Genomic DNA, 25,988 nt, shown 5'->3' with positions numbered 1-25,988 from the left:
ATCAGACGCCGGCCAACTTGTTGATCATCGCCTTGTCTGTCAATGACGGCTGCATCGGGTCAGCCCCAAGCGTTCCGATCAACGAGTGCTCGTAATTTGGCGACGAGACTTCGTTGATCTGGTCACGAACAAACTGCAGGCGCTTGTTCATTTGCTCGGTTTCGGCCTTTTCAGCCATCGACATTTCACCTTGCGATAGCTCCTCGATGACCGCTTTCAACCGAGTCTCGAACGACTTCCAGTGATCCAAGTCACGATTGCGTTTGGTCGTCAACCGTCGCTTGTACCAATCACTTTCCAGCATCGCATCGCGATTGAAAAGGTTTCGAACTTCGGGATCCGCGATGGATTTACCTTCGTACTCGCCGTACGCCATGATGCTCAGCACGGCTTGCAACGGCGGACACGCTAGCTCGTAGCCACCATCGGACATGTACTGCAGGGCGACTCGCTTCTGAGCTTCGGCGATGTGCAGAACACCGTCAGCAAACGACTCGCTATCTTGCAGTTCGGGTTTCAGCAGTTCATCGGGGAACACCTTGCCGGGGTTATCAAAGATTCGCCCCAAGTAGGTGCGTACAAACTTGCGAGTGATCCGATAGCCCAGGCGACTGGCTGGGATCGTTACGCCACCGACTTCAAAGTCGTCAACCTTTTCCAACATCTTCGCTTTGATCAACGCGATCGGATCACGCTCCTCTGGTCCCATGCGGCACCAGACTTCGGGGATCAACAACGAAATGTCGTGTCCGATCGCGAACTTAGGACCAATGTGTCCGGCCGGAGTACTAAAACCAGCTAATTCCGTCAGGATCATCGATACGACCATCGAGTTCAGATCGATTGATGGCATCAACGCATTGAAGGGCCCCTTGGTTAGCGCGCCTTCACTGCCCGCACCCGTTGTGCTAGGGCTTTTTCCAGTCAACGAGCAAACGTAATCCATCACCAATTCGGGCAACTCTTGGTAGTGCAGTGGCGAATAGACCGCCAACGACCGAATCCCTTTTTCTTGCTCAGGTGGATTGTTACGACGACCGCTCAGCACCGAACCGACCGGCGCGTGCGCGGTCGCACCATCGGGCAATCCACGGTGCAACTGCATGCCTCGCATCGCGACATAGGTATCACGCGAGTTGACCATGTCAGGCCGATTCTGCAGGTAGCGTGGATTCGTTGTTCGCGAACCATCCGCTAGCACTCGCGGGTGGGCGGTGCTAACGACGAAGCCATCTTCACGCTTGGCCGCTTGCAACAGCATGTCCTTGATCGGTTGACTGTATTTATCAAACTCGATCGCGTCTTCGACCAATTCTCGAGCCATCTCGACCGGCAACGCTTGGAAGTTACTGATGAAGCTGCCAGGCTTCGACAGATCGATCTCTGTCTGCTTATCCAATCCACGGTGAATCGCGTCATCGGGTCGCTGGAACAATCGGTATTCGCAGTTCTCAACAAACTTATAACTGCCGGCGACCGGGACACCCGCACCAACTTGGCCAACAGCACCAGCCGGCACGACGACGCTGCAACTAATGTCGTCTTCGCGCTGGACTTTGGCGGCCGCAATGAAGTCCTGGCGCAGCTTGAATGTTCGCCAACGCTGTTCGTCCAATCCGATCCGCAGGTACGTCCCCACCAGCGACCGATCGCCGATCTTAAGCTCGTGCCCGGCCGATCCATTGACGATGTCGACACCAAAGTGGCTCTTCCAGTCTTCTTCCATGCCTGGCTTGATGAATCGCTTGATGATCAAAGCTAACGCATAAACGTGATCCGGAATTCCAGCAAGCCATTCGTTGTATTCGGCACTAAAGTTCGGCTGAGGCGTCAACAACTGAATCATGCTGCCAAGGCTGCGACTTGGGTCTAGCACGCTGCGACTTGGACGATCCGAGTAAACGGGCTTGTCGTCGGTATTGGGGTCCCAGCGATCTTGGTAGTTGCGGTCAAAGATTTCGTCCAACTTGGCAAAATCTTTTTCATGATCCGCGACAAAAATCGGACCGTACAACATGTAGTCACGAAGACTCTTGCTGATCTCACTCTTGCCACCGCCACTGACCGTGCAAGGTTTGTGGCAGAAAATGCCTTCGCCAACCGTTCCTATCAATCGCCATGACGGAGCGGCAGGGTGCTTTTCAAGCTGAATTTTGTATCCACTCGGTGCGATGTAGACATTCCGCGGCAACAGCGGAATCCGTTGCTCGACGCCGTCCTTGGTCCACTTGATGCACTTTTCGGATAACGTCGCTCGTCCCGATTCTGGAATGTAGATGACCGAAGGATCCGATCGATCGATGCCGTAACCTTCAGGTTGAACATCAATGAACGAACGGTACTGGGCTGCGACGTCGTCAAACGCCCGACCGTTGTATCGGCGACTGTTGACTTGGAATTCTTCCCCAAGTGAATATGAAGCAAACGCAAGTGCACCACCGGCGTGCTCCTCTTCGGTATTGCCCATCAAGTTGGTAGCAAAGCTAATCTGCGTCTTCACTTCTTTCTTGCAGTAACCGTAATAGTTATCCGCGATCAACGTCACCATCACGCCCGACGCGTCACGGCAGGTTAGCTTGAACGCGCCGCCATCGTTGTACTTCTCGTTCTCGTCCTTCCAGCACATCGAATCGCGTCGTTGACGGTCCGTGGCCTCTTCATAAGACGGCAAACCGAGTTCTTTTTTCGTCAACGATGTCAAGTGCGTCGCCAGGATCACGCAACCGGTATGCCCGCTCCAACCGTGCACGTCCAAGCTGGCGTCATTGGCGGAAATCAACGGATCGCCAGCGTTACCAAAGATAGATTCAACAAAATCCAAATTGCTGACCAGCGTTCCCGGCGCAAAGAACCGGACTTCAAGCGACTTCGATTCGCAGTATCCGGGGACGGCCGGGCAAACCATCGGGCGCAGCAACAGCGAAACCCAAGTGTGAGCCGGCGTTGCTGAATCGGACGAATAAGGCAACTCCATCAGTGATTCGGGCGGATTCATTGCGGCTCGAAACAAATTCACGAACACATTCTTCGGCACCGCTCGCTTGTCACCGGGGATCGGCAACCCACCTTCAGCGACGTGGAACGTGCCCGCCGTCGTGCGACGATCGTGTCTGGGATTATTCAGAACCCCGTTGAGACAGCGGTGCGTTTCGACCAACTCGTTCTTGTAATGGTCGCCGCCAATCGGCAAACTCAGTTCGCGAGCCATGCCGTGACGATCGAGCGTCAACGAACGGCTTGGCAATCGCAGCGCTGAATCGCCAACTTCGTCGCGAAAATAGTCCTGCAAAAACGATTCGATTCGACCATCGACTGGCGCCCGGTGTTCAGCCAACAAGCGGTTCTTTTCTTTAAGCGAATCCAAAATGCCGGCTGAAAACGCTGCCATTGAATCCGATTCGGGATCATCATCAGGCGGCGACAGTCCAGCAGACGCCATTTGAAACGCGATATAGCTGTGCAAACGTTCCCGTTCGGAAGTGCTGGCCGACAGTTCGGCGTCCCACCCAACGCTTCGTTGTAATATCGCGGAATTTTGGTTTTGAAATGGCATGGCGTGTAACTCCCTGAGACGCATCAAAAACGGTCGTTTTAGAAGCCGATAGCATAGCAAATTGGCAATCCGCCGCGTCTGTGATGACTTCGCCGAAACGAAATCCACTTCCCCTGCGTTGGAAGATCCGCCCCTAGGTCGTTATCATCGGAGACCTCGCCTCCGATACCCAACCCTCCCTCCTCGAAAAAAAGGTTCGTTCCTCATGCGATCCCTATCGCTATTCTTCTTTTGCATCACCACATTGGTCTTGATGACGCCAACCGGCGTTGCTGGCGGCCTAGGTGTCACGCCGGCTGACCAGTTTAGCTTGCCCGAAGGATTTGAAGTCGACTTAGTCTACGAAGTCCCCGGCGAAACAGAAGGTTCGTGGGTCAGTCTGACTGTTGACCCTAAAGGCCGTTTGATCGCTTGCGACCAAGACGGCGGCTTGTACCGGATCGACGTTAGCGGCGACCAACCAAAAGTCGAAAAGCTAACGATCGAATTCGAAGGCGCTCAAGGTTTGTTGTGTGCGTTCGGTTCGCTCTACGCGAACGTCAACTCCCGGAACTTTCCGTCAGGTGTTTGGCGATTGACGGACACCAACGGTGATGACCAATACGACAAGAAAGAGCATATCTTGCCGCTCAATGGTGGATCGGAGCACGGGCCGCATGCGATGATCCTGACGCCGGATGGCGAGCGGATCATCATGTGTGCCGGCAACAACACAACGCTTCCCGACAACATCGCCCGTAGCCGCGCACCGAAGAACTGGGACGAAGATCACTTGCTCGGTCGAATGCCCGATGCACGAGGACACAACGCCGACCGGATGGCGCCCGGCGGATTCATCCTGTCGTTTAATCCAGACGCCAGCGACATTGAACTGATGGCGACTGGTTTCCGAAACGAATACGACATCGCGTTGAACAAACAAGGCGAACTTTTCGCGTACGACGCGGACATGGAATGGGACGTCGGCACGCCCTGGTACCGACCGACTCGCATCAACCATGTCATCAGCGGCGTGGACTTCGGATGGCGAAACGGCACGGGAAAATGGCCTTCTTATTACCCGGATTCGTTTGGTGCCGCCGTTGATATTGGCCCTGGATCGCCCACTGGCATCTGCTTTGGCTACGGCGCCAAATTTCCAAAGAAGTACCAAAACAGCCTCTTCATTTGCGATTGGAGCTATGGAAACATCCACGCGGTCGAACTGACTCCTGACGGCAGCTCATACACAGGATCGTACAAGACGTTCACGACCGCTGCTCCCTTGCCCGTCACCGACATTTTGATCCATCCCGTGGACGGATCGATGTACTTCACAATTGGCGGCCGACAAACGCAGAGCGGTCTTTATCGAATCAAGTACACCGGTGAACTTGACGATGAACCGGCGGATTCCGTTGACGCCAAAGCAGCCCGTTTGCGTGGTGTCCGACACTCACTCGAATCGTTGCACGTCGGCCCGCCGGCAACCGATAAGTTGCCGATGATTCTGGAACACCTTGCTCATTCAGATCGAGCTATTCGCTGTGCGGCAAGAATCGCGTTGGAACACCAACCGATCGAACAGTGGCGTGACAAAGTAACGTCGCTCGAAAACGCTGAAGCTCGAATTCTTGGCGTCATCGCTCTGACTCGCAATGGAAAAGATTCTGACAAGCCCGCTGCTTTGGCTGCGCTATCGGAACTGGATTGGTCTTCGCTGCCAACAAGTCAAAAAGTTGACTGGCTTCGCGCATTCGGCCTGGTCGCGATTCGATTGGGTGGAATCACGCCCGACGAAGCAAAACCAGTTTTGGCAAAGATTGGAAACCAATTCCCAACCGGCGAAAACGAACTTGATCGCGAACTGTCGCAGGTATTGATCTATCTTGGTGCACCAGATTCGACCGCAAAAATCGTTTCGGAAATGAAGGCATCGCCCAGCCAAGAAAATCAGATTTATTATGCGATGGCACTTCGCAATATGAAGAAAGGCTGGAACCCAGATCTGCGTCGCCAGTACTTCACTTGGTTCAGCAACATTCAGTCAGCACGCGGTGGCATGTCGTTCGGCGGCTTCATCGACAACATCAAAAAAGAAGCTGTCCAAGGACTTTCCGAAAAACAGAAAGTCGCGTTTGCGTCGGTCATTGATCCACCAGCTACAACAGAAAAGGAAGCCGCAAAGGCGCCGCGTGATTTGGTCAAACAATGGAAGGTGGACGACCTGCTTGCCGCAGCAAGCGACGAATCACACATTCCAAATTTCGAGCGAGGCAAAGAGATTTTTGGCGAAGCACAGTGCTACAAATGTCACCGAATGGGCGTTCAAGGCGGAATCCTGGGGCCTGACCTGACAGCGGCCGGTGGACGTTTCAACACTCGTGACTTGCTGGTTTCAATGATCGAACCCAGCAAGGTGATTAGCGACCAATACGGAGCGACTCAGTTCTTGACTGATGATGGTCGAGTGATCGTTGGCCGGGTCGTCAACATGCGAGGCAAGGAATTAGCCGTGATGACCAACATGCTGGATCCATCCGCACAAACCAAGGTTATGCGTGATTCGGTCGAGGAAACTCGACCGGCAACCACCAGTATGATGCCATCCGGATTGCTGGACACATTCACCGAAGAAGAAATTGTTGACCTGATTGCCTACCTGCGTGCCGGCGGACGGGCGGACCATCCCGTCTATCAGTCGGTCGCTGCAGCCAATGGCGGCAAAAAGAACCCTGACAAGCAATGGCTAACGTTTGCTGGCGGTGAAGGCCCCGGTGCCGGAAAGCACATTGTTTTGGTGTCGGGCGATCATGAGTATCGAAGCGAAGAAGCGTTACCTCAGCTGGGGAAAATCTTGTCCCAACACTTGGGATTCAAGTGCACGGTTCTGTTTGCGATCGACCCGGCGACGGGCGAGATCAACCCGGACCATGTTTCCAACATTCCTGGACTTGAATCACTCGCATCGGCGGACCTCGTGATCATGGGATTGCGATTTCGCAACCTGCCCGATGACCAGATGAAGATGATCGACGACTATGTCGAAGCCGGCCGACCGCTGATCGGAATGCGAACATCGACTCATGCGTTCGATGTACCGGCGGATCGCAAGTACGCCAAGCATTCGTGGAACAACAAGACCGACAACTTCACAGGCGGTTTTGGCAAACAAGTCTTCGGTGAAACTTGGGTCGCACACCATGGCAATCACGGTGTCGAATCGACGCGAGGAATCGTCGCGGACGCCAAACACCCAATCGCACGTGGTATCGCTGCGGGCGACATCTGGGGACCGACGGACGTTTACGCAGTCACGTTGCCGCTATCGGGCGATGGGCACGTGATCATCAAAGGACAGATTTTAAAGGGCATGAACGCAAACGACGATGCGGTTGCTGACAAGCGAAACGATCCCATGATGCCAGTTGCATGGACTCGCACCTACAAAGGCGGACGAGTGTTCGCCACGACCATGGGATCAGCCGACGATTTGCCAAGCGAAGGCGTTCGCCGCATGTTGGTCAACGCGGCCTTCTGGTGCCTGGGCATGGAAGACGCAATCAAGCCAGACTTTGATGTCTCGATCGTTGGCGATTACAAACCAACGCCCTTCGGTTTCAGCAAATTCATCCCGGGCAAGAAACCGATCGACTATGAATTGAAGAAAACCGCCAGTGCAAAGTAGTCCGGTGCGTTTCCGCAAAGCTGTTTGCCACGATTGATTGAATCGAACCTGCCTCGCTCTCGGGCCCAGTGTCCGAGAGCGAGGATTTTTTTGAAATGACTCAAGAGCGAATCGTTCAATCGAGCTTCATTCGCTGTGAAGATCCGGTGGTACGTCGGCAAGCATTGCGTCGGGCAACTCGAATGAACCCGCAATCAGATCTTTGTCATCGTTAACTAGTTCGGGGTAACGCGCCGGCAAAACTTCGACCGCAAAGATCTCCTGCACCGCGTCTTCGAATTTCACAAAGCCCACCGTCTCGCCGCTTTCAATATTGACGACCCAAACGCCGCAGACTCGGTCGGCAAGCTCGCGATCGGCAATCGGGATGCCGCCAAACACAGCCGACTCTCGGATTTGCGACAACCCGATGAACGCCAACGGCCCGACAAACGATAAGCCCCGGGTGAACCCCGGAAGCGACGCAACCGATTCGTATCCACCAGATGCCGCATCAACGTACCCGATCTCGCCCAGTCCCGACTGCAGCACCCACAATCGATCGCGATACCATCGCGGCGAATGCGGCATCGAGAGCCCTCGCGCGATCACTTCGTCGGCACGCATATCGATCAAAATGCCCCCATCGCGTTTGTTGGTGCGCCAACCACCGGCATCACTGGTTTCGCCAAGCGCGGTGACGTAGCGAACCTCGCCATCTCGCATCGCCAAGCCATTCAAATGGCAACAGTCCGCTGGGATGTACTGGTCGATAAAACGAGGTCGCCAAATCGGTTCGAAACTATATCGATCACTTCGCCGGCACAGGCAACTGAACCGAGTATTGACGGCCCAAAGGTCAGCATCGGCTCCATGTCCAACCCAAGCCATTTCGTGGATCTGGATATCGCCGGTCCAGTGTGTAGCCCGAGGCAAAAAGCACGCATCATGCTGTACGGGATGCTCGGCACCCGCGTTTGCCTTTGCATCCAGCTTTTCACTGACGGCCGGCAGGTCATGGAATTCCCAAATACTGGTTGCCGCACCAACTGCCAGTCGGTGTTCGCCGACCGCCAGCCCCATCGGCTTATCAAACGATCGAAAGTGCGTGTTCAACAAACCGTTTTGAGATCTCAACATCACAAGCCGACCAGCCTGATAGGTCGTGACCATTACCGAGATCCCAAAATGATCAAGGATCTCCGGCACATTCGACGTATGAACACTGCGAAGTGGCGGCAAAGTTTCCAAATCCGGCATAAGTTTTCAGCAACGCTTGGCGAGAAACAACGGCCTGCCGAACCAGTCCCGAAGACATCCGGCAATAGCCATGGCAACTCATCATGCGCTTCCCCACAAGGCTGGGGCAACGGGACTTACCGTCGATCCAACCTTGCGGTGGCCCCATCCTTGGCTGAGACCGGGGAACTACATCGCCATCTGAGGCGCGTTCGGCGGAGCAACCAGCGTGTTGAGAAACGCAATGATCGCATGCCGATCGGACAGAGAAAGCTGCAAGAAACGGTCTCGAGTGCCAGCCGATTCGCCACCGTGCATGGAGATCGACTCGAGCAACGTTTCGGCCCGACCATCGTGCATGTAAGGCGCCGAATCGCGAACACCCCAAAGCGGTGGGGTACGCCATTCTTGGTTAAAATTCGTCGGCTCGAAATGGACTCGCACGTACAGCGTTTCACGGATCAATTGCTCTCGCGTGACCGTGGCGTTGTCCACGCGCCCTCGATTCGAGTCATAAGCTTCCTGCTTGAACGTATTGCTAGTAAGAGTGTCCTTAGAATCGAGATCAACCAACTGCATTCGAGCTTCGGGCACGTTCGGCGCGACAAAATTAAATCCCCTCTTTAAGGGCCGCCCGATTCGGATTCGATTGCTTCTCGAGAAATCTCCGGTTTTCGAAGTCGAAAAGACATCGTCGACACTGATCTGGCTTGCCGGTCCATAATAGCCACCCACCATTTGTGTGCCAGTAACTCGCTCATTGCTAGAAAGCGAGATACGTGATTGGGGAGTCGTTCGAACGATATAGGGTTCGGCGTGATTCAAGTCGATCAGTTCATAGCCCATGTCATGCAGCAACAAGTCGCTGTAGATCTGGTTGGCCGGCCCAATCGATGGCAAGTGACACACCGCACAGCCCACCGATGCAAATAGTTGCTCGCCTCGCTCAGCTTCGATCCGCTTTTTCGATTCGCTCGGGATGGCTCGCGTCGGCGCCGGCAGCGCTGCCATAAAATCTCTCATTGCCTCGATCTGTTCGTCAGAAATATCGATTCCCGAGTTTCGATAACCCGGCATCATCGGGTCAGCCGGTTGTGGCTTGCGTTTGGTTTCAAGTCCAACTTCGTTTGCACATGCTTGATCCGTGAACTCGACCAGCGACGCCACATTGGCACGCCAACCAAAACGCCCGATCTTTCCACTGCGAAGCGTCGCCGGCCGACCACTGATTTCTGGATGGCCCTCCTGTTTCTTTGCGGCCAGTCGGATCGCCGATTCGGGAACCTGATTGATCAAACCGGCTCCATACAGCGCCGTCGTGTTGCGTTGATAAAGGCGAGCGCGAAGGGACATCTGATAGTTGCCGACTTCCTTGTGGAACAACACAGGCGTCGCCGTTGCAAAACGAGTTTCGGATGCACTGACCGGACCACCGTGACTACTAAACTCCGCTGGCAACTGTTTCAGAAAATCAGCACGACCTTGAGAAAATGCTGACGAACCACCGTGGTGCGACATCGCTAGAGTATTGATGACTGTGCCGTCACCAAGCACGAATCCAGGATGAAACGTGCTGACCATCCTTTTGACAACATCATCATCAACCGGCCCACCAACAATGCTCAATTCTTCGATACCGATTGTGTGAGCGTTGAATTCAGCCTCGCCACCGCCACCCACACCGCCTTGATTGTGACAGGCCACGCATGATTGCCCATTGAACAAGGGGCCCAGTCCATCACTGCTGATCGCGGGATTGCCCGGCGACCAACTCTTCTGAAACAACTGGCGTCCTTGCTCGATACTGATCGGCGAAGCCGCATCGCAGACGGGTAATAACGCCATCGAGAGCGTCCAGACCGTCCCCGCTAGTATCGAATAGCGACGTTGCAAGGTTCTACTTTGAAAGGAGCGACAATAAGACGATTTCATGATACGACCTGTAGAGAGAAGAGAAGCTACCTAGACAACTTGTTCGTAAAACGTTTCATCAATCCGAGCACACGACCGGGCGGGTCACCTTGGAAAACAAGCAACGGCTTTTTTTTGTTGGGTGGAAAGACAACGTAGCGAACCAAAGACGTACCGCGGATATCAATCGGCATCATCTCGGCCGACCTCATGACAGATGAAAGTTGCTGCAAATCGGCATCGTGAAAGCTCAACTGCTTAGCCATCGCGTGGACCTCTTGCCAAACTTCGATCGAAGGCACCGTTGAATCGGATTCCGGTGGCCATGGCACGCGACTGATCGACAGTGGTGGCTGAATGGACAGCACAAACGTTTCCTCGTTCGGATTTGTTTTGATCTCGTCGGCCAAATCGCTGACGGCAATGTCTGCTCGGACCGGTTGGTGTCCCCAGACGGATTCGACCAAGGCTGGCCACGTTTTTTCTACGTCAATTCCCGCTAGAAACGGGATCAGCGTTTCACTCCACGGCTTACGAGTCTGAATGTGCTGTTCCAGTACAGTCAATCGATCCTTGTCTGCTGCATCGCTCAAACCAAACCTCAATCGAACGTCAGCCAAGTAAAAATCAGTGAACCGATCACTCAGCCAGCGGATTTGATCGACAGGATCCTTGGTAAGTTCTTCGTCCATCATCAGAACGGTCTCTTCCAAAACAGCACGCCACGTCCGCGGCACACGCTGACTCGATCGCTGGGCAAGCTTGATCACCAAGGATCCAGACGATTCGTTTTCTAATCCGCTCAACAACTGAAACTCTTGCGCGTCTTCGATCAGCGTCTGCAGGTCGGCGGCATCAGGTACGCCTACTAAAAAACTGAGCAGTCGATAGTTGCCATCACAGACCAACAACATTGCGCGTGCGGGCACATTGGCGGGCTGTCCGCCGGTCAGCTCGCGCGGTAGTCCCGCCGGCAACCATTGCAACAAGATTTGATTTTTCAAATCGGGACGATTGCGGCGAACATCACGGTACGCATCGGCGAAGACGTCCGTGCACCAACCGCCAATCCCCGCGACTTGACCGCGTTGGTCACGTTTCGTTTTGTGGCCGGCGTCATTATTGGCGTCGTGATTGCCTGCGTCACTCGACGCACGTGGTTCATCATTGGTGACCAACAACAGAACCAACACATTGTCAGCTTCGACAACTGAAATCGGCTGGAACGGATCTCGCCACTCCCCGGATTCAACATTTTCAGCATCAGGGCTGGGAGCGTCCGGGTCTTGCCCGACGACAAATTTCGCCGATGTCACGGCGAACAACGAGAGAACCAAAATGAAAGAAAAGATGCAACGCATGAATTACCCCGCCTCTTGCCCAACGACATTCGCTAGTCGTAAAAACTTGTTGGATTACTCGCTGCCACTGAATCCACATGTTGCTTTGAAGCTATCGACTCCTAAACAGCAAGTCAATCAAATTTACTGGCGTCCGTCGTGATCCAATCCTTCTATCGCAACCAGGATCGAGCGCCACAGTGACGCGATTGGTCGTCGCCAACATCCCCATCGTCAACACATCAACACCGTGCAAACGACAAGGCTTCGCAAACGCAGAAGTCCGCCGAGACCAGCGAATCATACTGATCACCAAAGTGATTCAACCCGCCGACCTAAAAGGATGTTGGGAACTCTATCCCGTTCGAATCAGTGATCGGACGTTCATTCAATTGATGATCGCAAGCAGCGAATTTCAACACGTGAAACCGAAAAACGAAACAACCGTTCAGTCGTGCGAATCCGTTCAAAGTCTTCGGACACGAGTTTTCCGATACTAAAGCGTTCAGACCGATCGTTTGCGCGATTCGCTGATGAATTTTTACCAGCCGAAACGAGCGCACCCGCTACTCGGACGAGCACCGAGTCAATCCGACCGCATGTGTCGTCGCCAAGACAACATTCGCTGCTGGAGAAATGGCCCCTCAACCACCGTACTTTGCAAAGTTGCCACGAACTTCCGATGACCACACTTGGTCACCTGGCGACGCACAAAACGGCAACCTTGATTTACGAGCAGGCTTTCCGCGTGAAGAACGAATTCATCCGAAAAAAATTTGGATTCGTTGTCGAATTCGATCGCTTGACGCATTGGCGCAGGAACCTCTTGCCATCCTAGGTTTGAGTTGTGCACCGACGGACCCTCTAGCGACGAAGGCTTTCGCTAAAACGTCTTTATTGGAAAATCATCTGCGCCCCGAACGCACCCCTATTGAGCCCAGCTAACTGCTATGCGGTCGAACACCGACCGCCTGCTCCAGAACTCTCTCTCTCAAGGTCTCCTGCGATGTCCAATCAATCCTCTCCTCAATCTTCTCCGTCGAACACAAAAAACGCCGCCTTGGTTCACCCGGAACGTTTGGTCGTTCCGAGTTCGGGTTGGCCTGGACTGGTGGTTGCTCTCGGTCTGATGTTGCTAGGCTTGTTGTTGTTGATTTCTGGAGTCGTTTTGGAAAACGGATTCATTGCGGTCTTGGGCATCGCGATGATCCCAATCGGTTTCGTCAGCCTATTCGGGTTGATGGCGATCGCTCCGAATGATTCTCGCGTCCTACTGCTGTTCGGCGAGTACCGCGGCACTGTAAAAGAGTCCGGTTTCTTCTGGGTCAACCCATTCCTTTCTAAAAAACGTGTCAGCCTGCGGATTCGCAATTTTGAAACGGGAACGACCTCGACGCCTGAAACAAAAGACGCTGCAGGAACCGTCGTGCAAGCGAAGTCACGATCAGCCAGCCGGCCGTCAAAAGTGAATGACAAAGACGGCAATCCTATTGAAATTTCGGCGGTCGTCGTGTGGCGAGTCACCGACACAGCCGAAGCTCTGTTCGAAGTTGACGACTACGTTCACTTCGTCGAAGTTCAAAGCGAAGCAGCACTGCGGAACTTGGCAACTCGCTACCCCTACGACAGCGAAGACCACGAAGAGTCGCTTCGCGGCAGCACCGACGCGATCTGCACGATGCTCCGTGACGACATCCAAGAACGGCTTGAAACGGCTGGTGTCCAGGTCATCGAAGCCCGAATCAGCCACCTTGCCTACGCTGCCGAAATCGCATCCGCGATGTTGCAGCGCCAACAAGCCGGTGCCGTCGTTGCAGCTCGGACAAAGATCGTTGATGGTGCGGTCGGCATGGTTGATATGGCCCTTGCCCACCTCAAACGCGACAACATTGTCGAACTCACCGACGACCAACGGGCAACGCTGGTTTCGAATCTGCTAGTCGTCCTTTGCAGCGATCGACACACCCAGCCTGTGGTCCAGGCTGGATCGTAGTCGTTTGTTGGGCCAGTGAAGATAAAAACGCCAACCCGTCCGCACGCTCGCTCACAGAATGCCGGACAAGAACGAGTCGTCCGCCGGCCCTTGGTCGACCGCAGAGCGTCGGACGCAGTGATCACACCAACACTGTTGATGTCCCTGGTCGTAGAAAATACTGTCAACCGGGTCCAAGGCTTGCACAAAAGAACTCGTTGCCGCCTAGCGAGGTCGTATCGGCGTTCACAATTTCAACGCCGTGGTCTTCGACTGGGTTAACCGACTTGCACGTTGCTGGTCAGCGAAATGCTGTACGTCGAGATACGATCGCGCAGCTTCCCTCGGGTGATGCCCAAGATTTCGGCGGCTTGACTCTGGTTACCATCGGTAGACTTCAACACCTCGGTGATCACGTACTTCTCCATATACTCGTTCGCTTGTGCGTAGACGTCGGTTGAGTTTTCTTCGAGCAAACGTTTGACGAGTTCGGGTAGTCCAGCGCCTGCGGAATTTTCTCGGACCACCGGGACGGCACTAGACCTGCCCTTGGTTACTTCGACTGGCAGACCATCGGGCGTGATGACGGGCATCACCGTATCGAGAACACATCGCCGAATGACGGCTCGAAGTTGTCGTACGTTACCGGGCCAGTCATATGCTTTGAATAGTTCGACTGCCTCGGGCGACAATCCTTCTAAGTCTGGCTTGTTGAATTCCTTTTTGGCTTGCGACATAAAAAACTGAATTAGCGCTGGCACATCGCTGAGCCGTTCGCGCAACGGCGGCAATTCGATTGTGACTCCGTTGAGCCGATACAAAAGGTCTTCTCGATATTCACCGTCCTCGACCATTTGTTCGAGCGGCCGATTCGTTGCCGCGATGATTCGGCAATCTGTCGTCAGTTCCTTGTTGCCACCGACTCGCTCGAATCGCTGCTCTTGCAAGACCCGCAGTACCTTGGCTTGAACCGTCGCGGCCATATCGCCGATTTCATCCAAGAACAATGTCCCTCCGTTGCACTGCTCGAACTTACCGATGCGTCGAGACTCGGCTCCTGTAAATGATCCCTTCTCATGGCCAAACAGTTCACTTTCCAACAAGCTGTCCGGCAACGCAGCACAGTTGACGGCCAGGAAGGTTTCGTCACCGCGATGGCTGTACTGATAAAGTGCGCGAGCAACAAGTTCTTTGCCTGTGCCGCTTTCGCCACGGATCAAAATCGGAACGTCCTGTTTGCTGACTTTTCCAATTGCCTTAAAAACGTCCAGCATGGCAGGTGCGCGACCAATGAACAGCTCACCCGCCGTATCCGCAGACTGGTCGTCGGCGCTAATCGCGACCGGAACGCTGCTGATTTGCCTCTGTTCGATCGCCTTCTCGATCAAGTCGCGTAGCGGCTCGACCGAAAGCGGTTTTCCGATGTAGTCGAACGCGCCAAGCTGCATCGCTTCGATCGCCGTGCTGCTGGCTGCTTCGATGGTCATAAAAACAACTGGGATGCGTCGATCAAACTCACGGATCTCACAGTAGACAGCCAGCCCATTTTGGTCAGGAAGCTGAATGTCCAATAGAACCGTGTCAAAATCGCCACCACGAAGCTTGTCAAGTCCTTCCGCGGCTGTCGCAGCGGTCTCTACATCGGCAATCGCAGATAGCGTTTTTTGGGCAAGGGCAAGGATGGATCGGTCGTCGTCGATAACCAGGACACTCGGCATTGGCTTAGACCATTTCGATTTTGGTGTGGCATGAGGGACGGCGGAAGTGGCGTCGGCTGCAGCGTTGGAATTCATGAGGTTATTTGAGCAAGTCAAGTTTACGGGCAAGCAAGGTCGATTGTCGATCAGCCTGGTGTCGCAACTGCCGTGCCACCCGACCCGGCGTTGATTTCGCGACGCCTTTGACCTGACCTGATGTTCACCATCACAGCCTCCCACCAACAGTTTTCTGCCGTCCCAGGCCGGCTTCTAGTACTCCGCAACTATGCCGACGCCGTGCTGGACTCAGCAACGGAATGGATATTGGCACATCGATTGCATCCACTTGGACCGCGACGCTCGTGGTTTCAAGCGGGCAAACTTCTCCCATTCAAGGAATAAGACGATGAAGATGCTAGCTACCTGTGTATTGACCCTTTGTACGTTCGCGATGGTTGGCTGTGATGAGTCAGCACTCGATCAAGAAGCGGACGCCATTCGCGACACCACCCAACAACAAGCAGACGACGTCCGCGATGCTTCTCAGTCGTCTGCCGAAGCAACTCGCGATGCATCACAGAACGCTGCTGAGAATCTACGTGAACGAACGGACGACGCATCCGACGCTGTTCAGGACGCTGCTGAAGCAAAAGCTGATTCCATCGAAGACATTGGCGAAATGAAAGCAGACAAAAAGGAAGTGGTCGGCGAGAAAAAGGCGGACGCAATCGAGGACGCTGGCGAGGCAAAAGCCGACGCGTTGGAAGAAGTCGACAATCAATAGTCGATCTGATCTACCTCGACGCAATTTCGACCAAAACGAAAAACTGTAGAGCAACATGCACACTTCTACCAATCTTGCCTCGGTCCGCAGTTCCACTTTATCGCACTGGATGAAGGTGGCTTTGCAGAAGGGCAAGCAAGGTGTGCAACGCGGCGAACGTCCGTTCGGAGCAGCAATCTACCGATTGACCGGAGAAGAAGTCGCGGTGACTTGCAATACAGTTTTCTCGACCAACAATCCGGCGGCGCACGCAGAGGTGAATGCGATCACACAGGCATGCCAGTCTTTGGGTAAAACGAAGCTCTCAGACTGCTGGCTACTTGCAACCGCCGAACCATGTCCGATGTGCCTTTCGACTGCGGCACTTGCGGGAATCCGCTTCATTGCGTTCGGTGCGACGCAAGCGGTTGTGAAGGAAGCTGGCTACGGTGATCTCGGATTGACCGGCCGCGAGTTCGCTAAACAACTCACCACGGACTTGATACTTCAAGGTCCAGTTCTTGGCAATGAATGCGTTTCATTCCTGCTAAACAATCGAAAACGTGATCAGCTTGGCTAGATGCACCGGCGGCATGAGCGGTCCGAAACCAAGGTGACCCAAAACAAGCCAACGTTTAGATGATCGCCCAAGAACCGTGGCGAACGAAAGGCCTGAATCCTCGCTAAGCAATAAACGTCTTCGCCTGCACAGTGCGATCACAGGCTTTGGCACAGCAATCGCATTGTTTAGGTTGCAATCGCTTAGCGGTGATGTTCACCGCAGCGATAAAAACTACTCAACTTTTGGAGAATGCCATGTTAGGCTGGGCTATGACTTTCTTAATTTTTGCTTTGATCGCTGGTGTGCTCGGCTTCGGCGTCGTCGCTGGCACCGCAGCCTGGATCGCAAAAGTGCTGTTCGTTGTCTTCATTGTGTTGTTCATCATCGGGTTGGTAATGGGCCGTCGCGGCCCCATTGCATAACTGCGATCCGTGACAGCGTGTGTTGGGCACGAAGCCGGTGGCCGCTCGAAGGAATGCCGCCGGACTTCGCCGGTCTTTCGTAATTCAGCGGCGAGGCGTGTACGCTGCGGCTTCTCAACGCTCACTTCACGTAGCTCTTAACTTTCCTCAGCAAGATTGCTTTGTCAATTGGCTTGCTGAGATAGTCGTTGCAACCAGATTCAATGCATCGGTTCATGTCGCCCTGCATCGCATCGGCGGTCAGTGCGATGATTGGACCGGCGAAACCAAGACGCCTAAGCGCCTGTGCGGTGGCGTAGCCATCAAGCTTCGGCATTTGCATGTCGAGCAAGATCAGGTCGTAGACAACGCCAGAGTCGATCGCTTGAGTTACAGTTGCAACTGCAACCTCACCGTCTTCGGCTTCGTGAACGGTCGCGCCAGCTTTCGTCAGAAATCGCTTACTGAGAAAACGAATATCGCGTCGATCGTCAACAATCAGAACGTGGCAGTCTAAGCGAATCTCTTCTGTCGCTACACCAATGGTTTCGTTACCGGCGACCGCTAATGGTTCGATCATGTCGACGTGAGCCAGATCGCCAGTTGCAACCGTAACCACGAATGTGCTACCAACGCCAAGCTTGCTATCGAGTTCAATTTCACCGCCAAGCATCTCAGTCAATCGCTTACTGATTGCCAGCCCAAGCCCCGTTCCGCCGAACTCGCGGTTGACGTTCCCATCGCCCTGGGCAAAGGGTAAAAACAACTTTGCTTGCTGCTCGTCACTGATGCCAATTCCGGTATCAACGATCGAGAATCGCATCTTTCGCTGCGCAGTTTTACACTGAACGATGATTTTAACGCTGCCCTGTTTGGTAAACTTGATTGCATTGCCCACCAAGTTGATCAGGATTTGTTTTAATCTTTTCGCGTCGCTTTGAATGACTGTTGGAATTGCACCGTGGTACTCGACACTGAGGTTCAAATTCTCTTCCGACGCACGGACCTCCATGATGCTGCGCACATCTTCGACCAATCGCTGCGGTGAAAAACGCTCTTCACTGACATCTAACTTGCCAGCTTCAATTTTCGACAGGTCCAAGATGTCATTGATGATGTCGAGAAGAAAGTCACCGTTACGACGGATCGTATGCAGGTGCGATGCGGCCTCGGGATGATCAATCATGTCGGCAACCAAATCCGTGTATCCAAGAATCGCAGTCATTGGCGTGCGAATCTCGTGAGACATGTTTGCCAGGAATTCGCTTTTCGAGGCACTTGCTTCGTGCGCACGGCGTTCACTTTCTTTCAGCGCCTCGGACTGCAAGTGGTCGAAAGTCGAATCCCAATTGACGCCGTACATGCGAACCACATGGCCGGCTTTGTCACGGACCACTTCACCGAGCCCATTCAACCAGCGAACTTGGCCATCGGGCCGAATGATTCGGAATTCACTGTCGTAAGAATCAGAACCGTCGACCGCTTTTTGCCATGATTTTTTCATCGACTCGAGATCGTCAGGATGAACTAACGAAAAGAACAGGTCCGGACTCGCCTCTCGACCTGCATCAATACCTAGCAACGCATACAGTTCCGGTGTCCAGATACTCTTGGTCGGCATCCATTCCCAAGCAGCCATCCCACCAGCTCGTAATGCCATTCGCATGCGGCGGGTCACCGACCGTTGTTCTTTCTCGATCCTAACCCGCTCGCGAATGTCGACGCCTGAGGGGATCAGGTATTCGACTTTCCCGTCTGCATCAAAGACCGGTGCCATCATGAAATCGATCATCACACCACGACTTCCATGAGCAAACAGTGACACATCGAATCGCATCACTTCCCCCTCAAACGCACGTTGCATTGCGTCTCGCATCTGCTGCGACACCGCTGAGTCATAATTCCACCATGGCGCATCGGCAAAGTGCTTACCGATGACTTCATCGCGGCGGGTTTGTGCAATCGCGAGCGAACGTTCATCAACCTCCAACAGGTTACCGTTGAGGTCGATGACACCGACAAGTCCCAGTTGGTTGTTGATGACTCGGCGAAGATGCGCCTCGCGATCCGCCAATTCTGTTTCCCGCATCTTCCGATCCGTCACGTCGACTGCGACGCTAACAATGGACAACGGGTTGCCGTCGGAATCACGATGGATGGTACCGCGACTGAGCGTCCACACCGTCGACTTGTCGGAGCCGCGGATGACACGAAACTCGACCTCATGTGATTGACAGTTTCCTGCAAAAGCGGATTTGATCATTTTCTGTAACATGGGTCGATCGTCGGGATGAACGACCTCCAGAAAGCCCGCCTTACTCGGACGAAATTCATCAGGCATGTACCCAAACATCGCGTACATTTGATCGGACCAAGTGATGCGATCCGACGGAATGTCCCATTCCCACAACCCCATTCCGCCGGAATCTAGCGCAAGTTGCAGACGCTGTTCACGCTGATAAACGGCTTCCTCGGCTCGTTTTCGTTCGCTAATGTCAACAGCCGACGGAATCACGTGAGTGATGTTGCCGTTGCGATCCCGGACCGGACGAATCATAAAGTCGACCGTGATTCGTTCGTCGTTGGCGACGCGAATGACAGCGTCGTACCGAACGTCTTCGCCTGCCATCGTTCGTTGAAAAGCCTCTTTCAAATTCGCGGCGACAACTTCGTCATAGCTCCACCAATAACACTCCCAGAACTTCTTTCCTATCACGTCATCACGACCAACTCCTGCGGCATCAAGCGCAGTTGCGTTGGCTTCCAACAGCGTTCCATCTAAATCGAGTACGCTGACAAGTCCAAGCTGATGGTCAATCACCCGGCGCAAGTCGGCTTCTCGTTCGACAAGCTCGAGTTCACGAAGTTTTCGATCCGTTACATCTGCCACAACACCGAAGAAGTCTTTCGCTTGACCGGATTCCGACATCCGAACATCACCACGAGCACGAACGTACCGTTGCTCGCCGTTGGGCCGGCGAATGGGATATTCCATGTCATAGGTCTCACCCGTTTCGATGGAATGCTCGATTGCCGCCGCCACCCGATCGCGATCCGGCTCGTCCATTCGTTCGATGAATTCCGACAATGTCGGCGTCGCGTCCTCAGGAAAACCAAAGACACGATTGAGCATCGGGCTTGAAATCGGTCCGTTCTCTTGCATATCCCAGTTCCACGGGGCCACATCAGCAACGCTAAGCGAAAGATCAAGACGAGTCTTTGCATCAAAGAGTTCTTCTTCGGATCGCTTCAGTTCCGTGACGTCGCTGAACGTGACAACCATTCCTTCCTGAACGCCCCGCCGCGACTGGTAAGGCAACACGCGTCGGATGTACGATTTGCCGTTATTGGCGGCGATAGTGTGTTCCATCGGCGCGTCACGGCTAAGCGACTCTGGCTTTGGTAGCGGCGGCATTTCTTTGACGTCAGGCACAATCTGGGTCAACGGTCGTCCCACATCGGTTGAGATCAGACCATAAATTTCTGTTGCAGCAGGTGTGTAGCTACGAATGGTCAAATCATCATCAAGAAAAATCGTCGCAATGCGTGTGCTGCGCAAGAGATTCTTGAGATCGTTATTGGCTCGCGAAATCGCATCGCTGCCGGCACGAATTTCTTCCTTCGATGTTTCCAACTCTTCGTTGGCGGATTGCAGTTCCTCGTTCATCGACAGCAGTTCTTCGTTGGACGATTTCAACTCCTCGTTTGCCGTTTCCATCTCCTGCAAAGTCTGGTCAAGATCGTCCCGCGTCGTTGTCAGCTCACGTTCGAGTTGCTCGATCATCACGTCCGCTTGACGGTCGATCGTGCCGCGAGCAATCAATTCATCTTCCACACCAGGCGCATTGACACTTAGGCCCAATGGCAATCCCACGTCATGAAACACAACAATGAACAGGCCCGTTTCTTCGCCCAGTCGCATCATGGGCTGAACCGTCAACATGACTCGTTGCTTCCCATCTTCGGTTTGAACCGACACGTTTTCATGGGTCACTCGTCGGCGTTTCGATTTTGCTTCCATCAGCGCGGCGCGCAGACCAATTCGCAATCCACGCCGAGCCATTTTGACAATGTTGTTTTGGTAAGCCCCTTCACCCGTCGACAAGTACTTGTTGGTTTCGCCGGATGAACAAATCACTTGGCCGTTTTCGTCGACCACTACTGACTTCGGTGCGAACTCATCAAGAATGATTCGCTGCATGATTTGAACGACGTCTGTTTTGTCATCGTCCAGCGGCGAACTTCCCGGTGGACGTACCAGACCACCGTTATCGGTTCGCATCGCTAAGGGCGCGCTGCGGCCGATCGCGGTGCCCTTGCGTTGACTGATGCGGTGCTTTCCATCAACACTGCGAAACAGTTCGCCGTGTGACGAAATGGTTTCGCTTGGTCCAAGAAAGAGGAATCCATTGGGCCGAAGCGCGTAGTGAAACAGCGGAATGAGTTTCTTTTGCAAGTGCGGACCGAGATAGATCAACAAGTTACGGCACGAAATCAAGTCCTGGCGAGAAAATGGCGGATCGCTAATCAAGTTGTGCGGCGAAAACAGCACGGTCTCGCGAATGTCTTTTCGGACGTGATAGCGTTTGCCTTTCTTGACGAAGAACTTTTGCAGTCGCTCCTCGCTGACGTTCTCGGTAATTCCAACGGGATACGCACCTTGACGAGCAATCGAGAGCGCTCGTTCGTCAATATCGCTGGCAAAGATCTGAACACTCGTCGGCCTGTCGAGAGATTCCATGTGCTCGCGACATAGAATCGCAATCGTGTAGGCCTCTTCGCCCGTAGCACAGCCCGGTATCCAAATGCGTACCGGATCATCGGATTGTCGATTATGAAACAGTTTCGGGATGACGACCTTAGCTAATCGCTCAAATGATTCCAGATCACGAAAGTAGGCCGTGACTCCGATCAACAACTCACGAAACAGGTTCTGAGTTTCATCCTTCTCTTTCTGAAGTACTGCTAAGTAGTCAGCGACGTGAAGGACTTTCAAGACTTGCATGCGGCGTTGAATTCGACGCCCCAGCGTACTGGTTTTATAATGTCGAAAATTATGTCCGGTCGCCTGCAACAATTGCTCGGCAATATCGGGGATCACTTTTTCGATGTTTTCGACGAGTGATTCACCCTTTAGAGCCACAGCGTTTTTTGACAAGTAGTCTCGATACTTCAACAGCTCAGCTGCGATTTCGGCCGGGGGCAGCACATGATCGGCAACGCCCGTGGTTGCCGCATTGCGGGGCATCGAATCATATTTCGCCGAATTGGCTTCTTGCGCGAACGTCATACCACCGCAGTCGCTGATCGCCTTCAAACCCAATGTTCCATCACTGCCGGCACCAGACAGCACCACGCCCAACCCGTGTTCGCCCTGATCTTCGGCTACTGAATGAAAGAAGTGATCAATCGACGTTGGTTGCAGTTGCGTGCTGGGATCATCCGTTGCGATCAGCGATCCGTTGCGAAGGGCCAGCAACTTCTTTGGTGGGCAGAAGTAAACGGTGTTTGCTTCGACTCTCGTTCGCCCAGTAACTTCGACAACAGCCATTGCCGTACTGCCTAACAGCAATTCGGAAAGCGACGATGTCGTCCTTGCGTCGAGATGCTGAACAAAAACCACCGCCATGCCAGGCGTATCCCCCAAACAGCTTATGAGATCCGTAAATGGTTCCAACCCACCAGCGGAAGCTCCCACGCCGACAATCAGTGGCGACGACGAAGGAAATTCTTTGCTCATAGATGTCTTTTCGGTTGAAACAAACGACCAGGGTCGCCGCAATGACTTGCTGTGCCGCGTTCACGGTGAACGATGAGTGAGTCTCCTAGGGATTCTAAGCGAAGAGGCCGTAATCGCGAAGGTATTTCAGTCACCAACGGAATGCAGATCAGCCCACCCGAAAGTGATCGCGGCAAGACCAGGGTGGTCGACGAACGACCAGCACTTGCTCGAAAGACCGGCGTTTCGCGAACTCCAGATCTGGAACTGGCATACGGCATGGTGTTTGCGTCTTCAGCTTTGCAGCACTGCGACGTCGCGTGTGCAGTAAACGAAAATTAGAAAGTAGGAAATAGCCATGTCTTTGGAAACCAAAACCAATCTCAACGAAACTACCGTCAATAAACTGCAAGAGCTAATTCGAGCCAATATTGATTCATACAATGGCTTCCATGAGTCGGCCGAAGAAATTGACGATTCAAAGCTGACCGCTTTATTCAAGCAACTCGGAGACGAGCGTTCAGCGATGGCCTCGGAACTGCAGAAATTCGTCGAGTTCAACGGCAAAGAGGCCGAGGATGACGGAAGTGTTGCGGCGAAAACGCATCGAATTTGGATCAACATTCGCGCGAAAATTAACGGAGGCGATCCCTATGTGATCTTGATCGAAGCCGAACGTGGTGAGGATCACATCAAGGAAGCTTATGAGGAGGTCCTGAAGGAAACCGCGGGCAGTGCTATGAACGATGTGTTAACCGCGCAGTACGTTAAAGTAAAAGCCGGCCACGACAAGGTTCGTGATCTGCGCGACGCGTACAAAAACAACTAAGGAATGGCGTCTTTCAACTTATCGCCCACCATCAGCCTGTCCTTAATTGATCGCAGGCTGGGGGTTGTGTGCCCAACAATCCGGCAAACCATGAAATCAGTTCAGCGCACCACGCAACTTTTATTGCTCGCAACCCTGTTGGTGGCTTCCTTGCTACTGACCGGTTGTGACCGGAAAGAAAAAATCGTCGATGTCAACACGCCCAACGGCGGCGTAGAGGTCGAACGGTCAACTGAGACAGGTGAGGTTACCGTCACCGTGGGTGAATAGCATGACGGTACAACGTTTGCATCACTGCAATGCTTGCATCGCACAAAACTGCAAGAGTGAACAGTGTGCTGGCACGACTTCCCGATCCCTGTCACAAGCAAACCCTACCGTTGAATGAAACAGCCCAAATCTGATCTGGCGACCATCGCAGCGGTCGCGCAATTGCTGGCCGTTATTTTGGCCGTCACGGCAATGTATTTCGCGCGCGATGTGTTCATTCCGCTGTCGTTAGGGCTGTTGTTGTCGTTTTTACTCAGCCCGATTGTCAATCGCCTGCAACGCCTCGGCGTGCCGAACGTGATGGCGGTTGTTGCCACTGCGGCATTAGCGTTCGTACTGCTTGCGGGCGGCTTCACGCTGATCGGTCGTGAGCTAACTACCTTGGTTGGAGATCTGCCAAAACACAAAGGCGAACTGGTTGCCAAGGCGCGAAGCCTTGGTGGGATGACGACGGGCGTGGGCGGTTCGCTTGGGGAACTCGCTGACGAAGTTTCTGAAGCAATCGAGGAGAGCGCGGAGCCGCAGAAAGAGGCAACCGTCGAGCCTACGTTTTGGAATAAGATGCTGCCCAAAATGGGAAGCGAAGGGAAAGAGGTCCCACACGATGGCACTTCGGCCAAATCACCGCTGTACGTACAACAGGTGCAGGACGATCTTCCGCTCGCATCGTGGGCCACCACCGCTGGTACAGTTCTGAGTCCGCTAGCAACGGCCGGTTTGGTCAGCGTGTTTGCGTTGTTCATGCTGATTCACCGCGAAGATCTGCGAGACCGAATTATCGCGGTGGTGAGCAATGGCAACTACGTCACGACGACCGAGGCACTCGACGAAGCGGCAGGCCGGATCAGTCGTTACCTAATCGCCCAAACAATCGTCAACACATCGTACGGATTCGTACTTACCGTCGGGCTAACCGTCATCGGTGGTACCATGACCGAAAGTGGCAGTTTTCCTAACGCAATTCTTTGGGGAGTGCTGGCGACGTGTTTGCGTTTTGTTCCCTACATTGGACCAACCGCTGCAGCAATATTCCCATTAGCAATCGCCTTGTCGGTCTTTCCCGGCTACAGCATCGCGGTCGCTGTTTTCGCCCTCATCATCACGATGGAACTTGTCAGCAACAACGTGCTTGAACCGTGGTTGTATGGCGCAAGCACAGGAATTTCGGCCGTCGCGGTAATTTTGGCAGCAGTTTTCTGGGGTTGGCTATGGGGCCCAGTCGGTTTGTTGCTCTCGACACCACTTACCGTTTGCTTGGTCGTGCTGGGTCGCTACGTGCCTCGGTTCAAAGTACTGTCGACGCTGCTTGGCGAACAGGTCGAGATCAAGGCATCGATGCGATTTTATCAACGCCTGCTTGCCAATGACGAGCATCGTGCCAGGGAGATGCTGTTGGAACACGTTGACGAAAACGACCTGGACTCTGCTTGCGACGAAATCTTGATCCCGTCACTCAAGCGAATTCGGCTCGATCATGACGAAGAACATTTAACGGACGCCGACACAAATCGCCTATTCGCGTTGGTTGGTGGTTTGATTTCGAAGCTCAAGGAACACACCGATCCAACCAACGAGCAAGCCGGCGCAGAATCGGAACTACTATGCGAGAGCAAAGACACTGCGACCGTCATTGGCTGTGTATCGCACCACTTTAGCGAGTCGCTCGTTCTGAACCTGTTGCGGCTGAGCGGTGCGGACCACTTTCAGCTTGACACGGTTGACGACGACACCCTGCCGGAAGAAGTCGGCCGAGAGATACTGCGACGCAACCCGGCAGCTGTCGTGATTGTCGTATTGCCGAGAGGCGGATTTGCTCAAGCTCGGTACCTGTGCAGATCTATTCGTGGGGAAGGCTATACGGGACCGGTCATCATTTCATGTCTCGGCAAGTTTAAGAACTTTGACAAACTATTTGTTAAGTTTCGCAAAGTGGGAGCAACAAGCATGACAACGTCTCACTCGCAAACACGGTCCAAAATCGAATCCATCCTTAAACGACGCGATCCTGTTGCCGCAGCGTAGACTTCCAGCCTTCGGCTAATCTCGCCGAAGCGTCTGCAAGCCTGCGTCCCGACCGTTTTGTAAA

15 protein-coding genes are annotated in these 25,988 nt (G+C 53.7%); 9 read left to right on the top strand and 6 right to left on the bottom strand.

Annotated elements, in window-relative coordinates:
• Window position 1 precedes the first annotated feature (1 nt).
• Entirely contained in the window at window positions 2-3,553 is a 3,552-nt protein-coding gene (locus Poly59_RS05730) for a hypothetical protein (protein WP_146533042.1), read from the bottom strand.
• A gap of 205 nt (window positions 3,554-3,758) precedes the next feature.
• Between Poly59_RS05730 and Poly59_RS05725 the strand changes: the two genes are divergently transcribed.
• Window positions 3,759-7,220: a ThuA domain-containing protein gene (locus tag Poly59_RS05725; RefSeq protein WP_146533041.1), complete on the top strand. Its 3,462-nt coding sequence runs from the start codon at window positions 3,759-3,761 to the stop codon at window positions 7,218-7,220.
• 126 nt (window positions 7,221-7,346) lie between these two features.
• Here the strand turns inward: Poly59_RS05725 and Poly59_RS05720 are convergent, their stop codons facing one another.
• The 3 genes from Poly59_RS05720 to Poly59_RS05710 form a co-directional block, all read right to left on the bottom strand.
• Window positions 7,347-8,459: a TIGR03032 family protein gene (locus Poly59_RS05720; protein WP_146533040.1), complete on the bottom strand. Its 1,113-nt coding sequence runs from the start codon at window positions 8,457-8,459 to the stop codon at window positions 7,347-7,349.
• A 168-nt stretch (window positions 8,460-8,627) separates the two neighbouring features.
• The gene (locus Poly59_RS05715) at window positions 8,628-10,331 is read right to left on the bottom strand and encodes a di-heme oxidoredictase family protein (protein WP_246151404.1); all 1,704 of its coding nucleotides are present in this window, start codon (window positions 10,329-10,331) and stop codon (window positions 8,628-8,630) included.
• 65 nt (window positions 10,332-10,396) lie between these two features.
• Window positions 10,397-11,710, bottom strand: a complete 1,314-nt coding sequence (locus Poly59_RS05710; RefSeq protein ID WP_146533039.1) for a hypothetical protein — start codon at window positions 11,708-11,710, stop codon at window positions 10,397-10,399.
• 179 nt (window positions 11,711-11,889) lie between these two features.
• Here Poly59_RS05710 and Poly59_RS05705 point away from each other — a divergent pair, with 179 nt between their 5' ends.
• Complete coding sequence (locus tag Poly59_RS05705) at window positions 11,890-12,189, top strand: hypothetical protein (protein WP_146533038.1); 300 nt, start codon at window positions 11,890-11,892, stop codon at window positions 12,187-12,189.
• 506 nt (window positions 12,190-12,695) lie between these two features.
• Window positions 12,696-13,682, top strand: a complete 987-nt coding sequence (locus Poly59_RS05700; protein WP_146533037.1) for an SPFH domain-containing protein — start codon at window positions 12,696-12,698, stop codon at window positions 13,680-13,682.
• A gap of 257 nt (window positions 13,683-13,939) precedes the next feature.
• Here Poly59_RS05700 and Poly59_RS05695 read toward each other — a convergent pair whose 3' ends face one another.
• Complete coding sequence (locus Poly59_RS05695; RefSeq protein ID WP_146533277.1) at window positions 13,940-15,379, bottom strand: sigma-54-dependent transcriptional regulator; 1,440 nt, start codon at window positions 15,377-15,379, stop codon at window positions 13,940-13,942.
• A 385-nt stretch (window positions 15,380-15,764) separates the two neighbouring features.
• Here Poly59_RS05695 and Poly59_RS05690 point away from each other — a divergent pair, with 385 nt between their 5' ends.
• From Poly59_RS05690 to Poly59_RS05680, 3 genes are all read left to right on the top strand, one after another.
• Window positions 15,765-16,142, top strand: coding sequence for a hypothetical protein (locus Poly59_RS05690; protein WP_146533036.1), 378 nt, complete (start codon window positions 15,765-15,767; stop codon window positions 16,140-16,142).
• 55 nt (window positions 16,143-16,197) lie between these two features.
• A complete protein-coding gene (locus Poly59_RS05685) occupies window positions 16,198-16,701 on the top strand; it encodes a nucleoside deaminase (protein WP_146533035.1) in 504 nt (167 codons plus the stop codon).
• A 236-nt stretch (window positions 16,702-16,937) separates the two neighbouring features.
• Window positions 16,938-17,105, top strand: a complete 168-nt coding sequence (locus Poly59_RS05680) for a DUF1328 domain-containing protein (protein WP_146533034.1) — start codon at window positions 16,938-16,940, stop codon at window positions 17,103-17,105.
• A 121-nt stretch (window positions 17,106-17,226) separates the two neighbouring features.
• Here the strand turns inward: Poly59_RS05680 and Poly59_RS05675 are convergent, their stop codons facing one another.
• Entirely contained in the window at window positions 17,227-22,824 is a 5,598-nt protein-coding gene (locus tag Poly59_RS05675) for a PAS domain S-box protein (protein ID WP_146533033.1), read from the bottom strand.
• A gap of 337 nt (window positions 22,825-23,161) precedes the next feature.
• Between Poly59_RS05675 and Poly59_RS05670 the strand changes: the two genes are divergently transcribed.
• The 3 genes from Poly59_RS05670 (at window position 23,162) to Poly59_RS05660 (ending at window position 25,924) form a co-directional block, all read left to right on the top strand.
• On the top strand, window positions 23,162-23,632 hold the full coding sequence (locus tag Poly59_RS05670) for a PA2169 family four-helix-bundle protein (protein WP_146533032.1): 471 nt from the start codon (window positions 23,162-23,164) through the stop codon (window positions 23,630-23,632).
• 3 nt (window positions 23,633-23,635) lie between these two features.
• On the top strand, window positions 23,636-23,902 hold the full coding sequence (locus Poly59_RS05665; RefSeq protein WP_246151403.1) for a hypothetical protein: 267 nt from the start codon (window positions 23,636-23,638) through the stop codon (window positions 23,900-23,902).
• Window positions 23,903-24,016: 114 nt separating this feature from the next.
• The gene (locus Poly59_RS05660) at window positions 24,017-25,924 is read left to right on the top strand and encodes an AI-2E family transporter (protein ID WP_146533031.1); all 1,908 of its coding nucleotides are present in this window, start codon (window positions 24,017-24,019) and stop codon (window positions 25,922-25,924) included.
• The last annotated feature ends 64 nt before the right edge of the window (window positions 25,925-25,988 follow it).

It is taken from the genome of Rubripirellula reticaptiva (assembly GCF_007860175.1).
Lineage (GTDB): Bacteria > Planctomycetota > Planctomycetia > Pirellulales > Pirellulaceae > Rubripirellula > Rubripirellula reticaptiva.
This window is presented reverse-complemented; position numbering and strand designations above follow the sequence as displayed.

Bases quoted from the DNA above. Each gene is read 5' to 3' on its own strand.
- Poly59_RS05685 (WP_146533035.1), top strand. From the start codon at position 16,198: ATGCACACTTCTACCAATCTTGCCTCGGTCCGCAGTTCCACTTTATCG.
- Poly59_RS05700 (WP_146533037.1), top strand. From the start codon at position 12,696: ATGTCCAATCAATCCTCTCCTCAATCTTCTCCGTCGAACACAAAAAAC.
- Poly59_RS05730 (WP_146533042.1), bottom strand. From the start codon at position 3,553: ATGCCATTTCAAAACCAAAATTCCGCGATATTACAACGAAGCGTTGGG.
- Poly59_RS05710 (WP_146533039.1), bottom strand. From the start codon at position 11,710: ATGCGTTGCATCTTTTCTTTCATTTTGGTTCTCTCGTTGTTCGCCGTG.
- Poly59_RS05665 (WP_246151403.1), top strand. From the start codon at position 23,636: ATGGCGTCTTTCAACTTATCGCCCACCATCAGCCTGTCCTTAATTGAT.
- Poly59_RS05695 (WP_146533277.1), bottom strand. From the start codon at position 15,379: ATGCCGAGTGTCCTGGTTATCGACGACGACCGATCCATCCTTGCCCTT.
- Poly59_RS05660 (WP_146533031.1), top strand. From the start codon at position 24,017: ATGAAACAGCCCAAATCTGATCTGGCGACCATCGCAGCGGTCGCGCAA.
- Poly59_RS05680 (WP_146533034.1), top strand. From the start codon at position 16,938: ATGTTAGGCTGGGCTATGACTTTCTTAATTTTTGCTTTGATCGCTGGT.
- Poly59_RS05690 (WP_146533036.1), top strand. From the start codon at position 15,765: ATGAAGATGCTAGCTACCTGTGTATTGACCCTTTGTACGTTCGCGATG.
- Poly59_RS05720 (WP_146533040.1), bottom strand. From the start codon at position 8,459: ATGCCGGATTTGGAAACTTTGCCGCCACTTCGCAGTGTTCATACGTCG.
- Poly59_RS05725 (WP_146533041.1), top strand. From the start codon at position 3,759: ATGCGATCCCTATCGCTATTCTTCTTTTGCATCACCACATTGGTCTTG.
- Poly59_RS05675 (WP_146533033.1), bottom strand. From the start codon at position 22,824: ATGAGCAAAGAATTTCCTTCGTCGTCGCCACTGATTGTCGGCGTGGGA.
- Poly59_RS05670 (WP_146533032.1), top strand. From the start codon at position 23,162: ATGTCTTTGGAAACCAAAACCAATCTCAACGAAACTACCGTCAATAAA.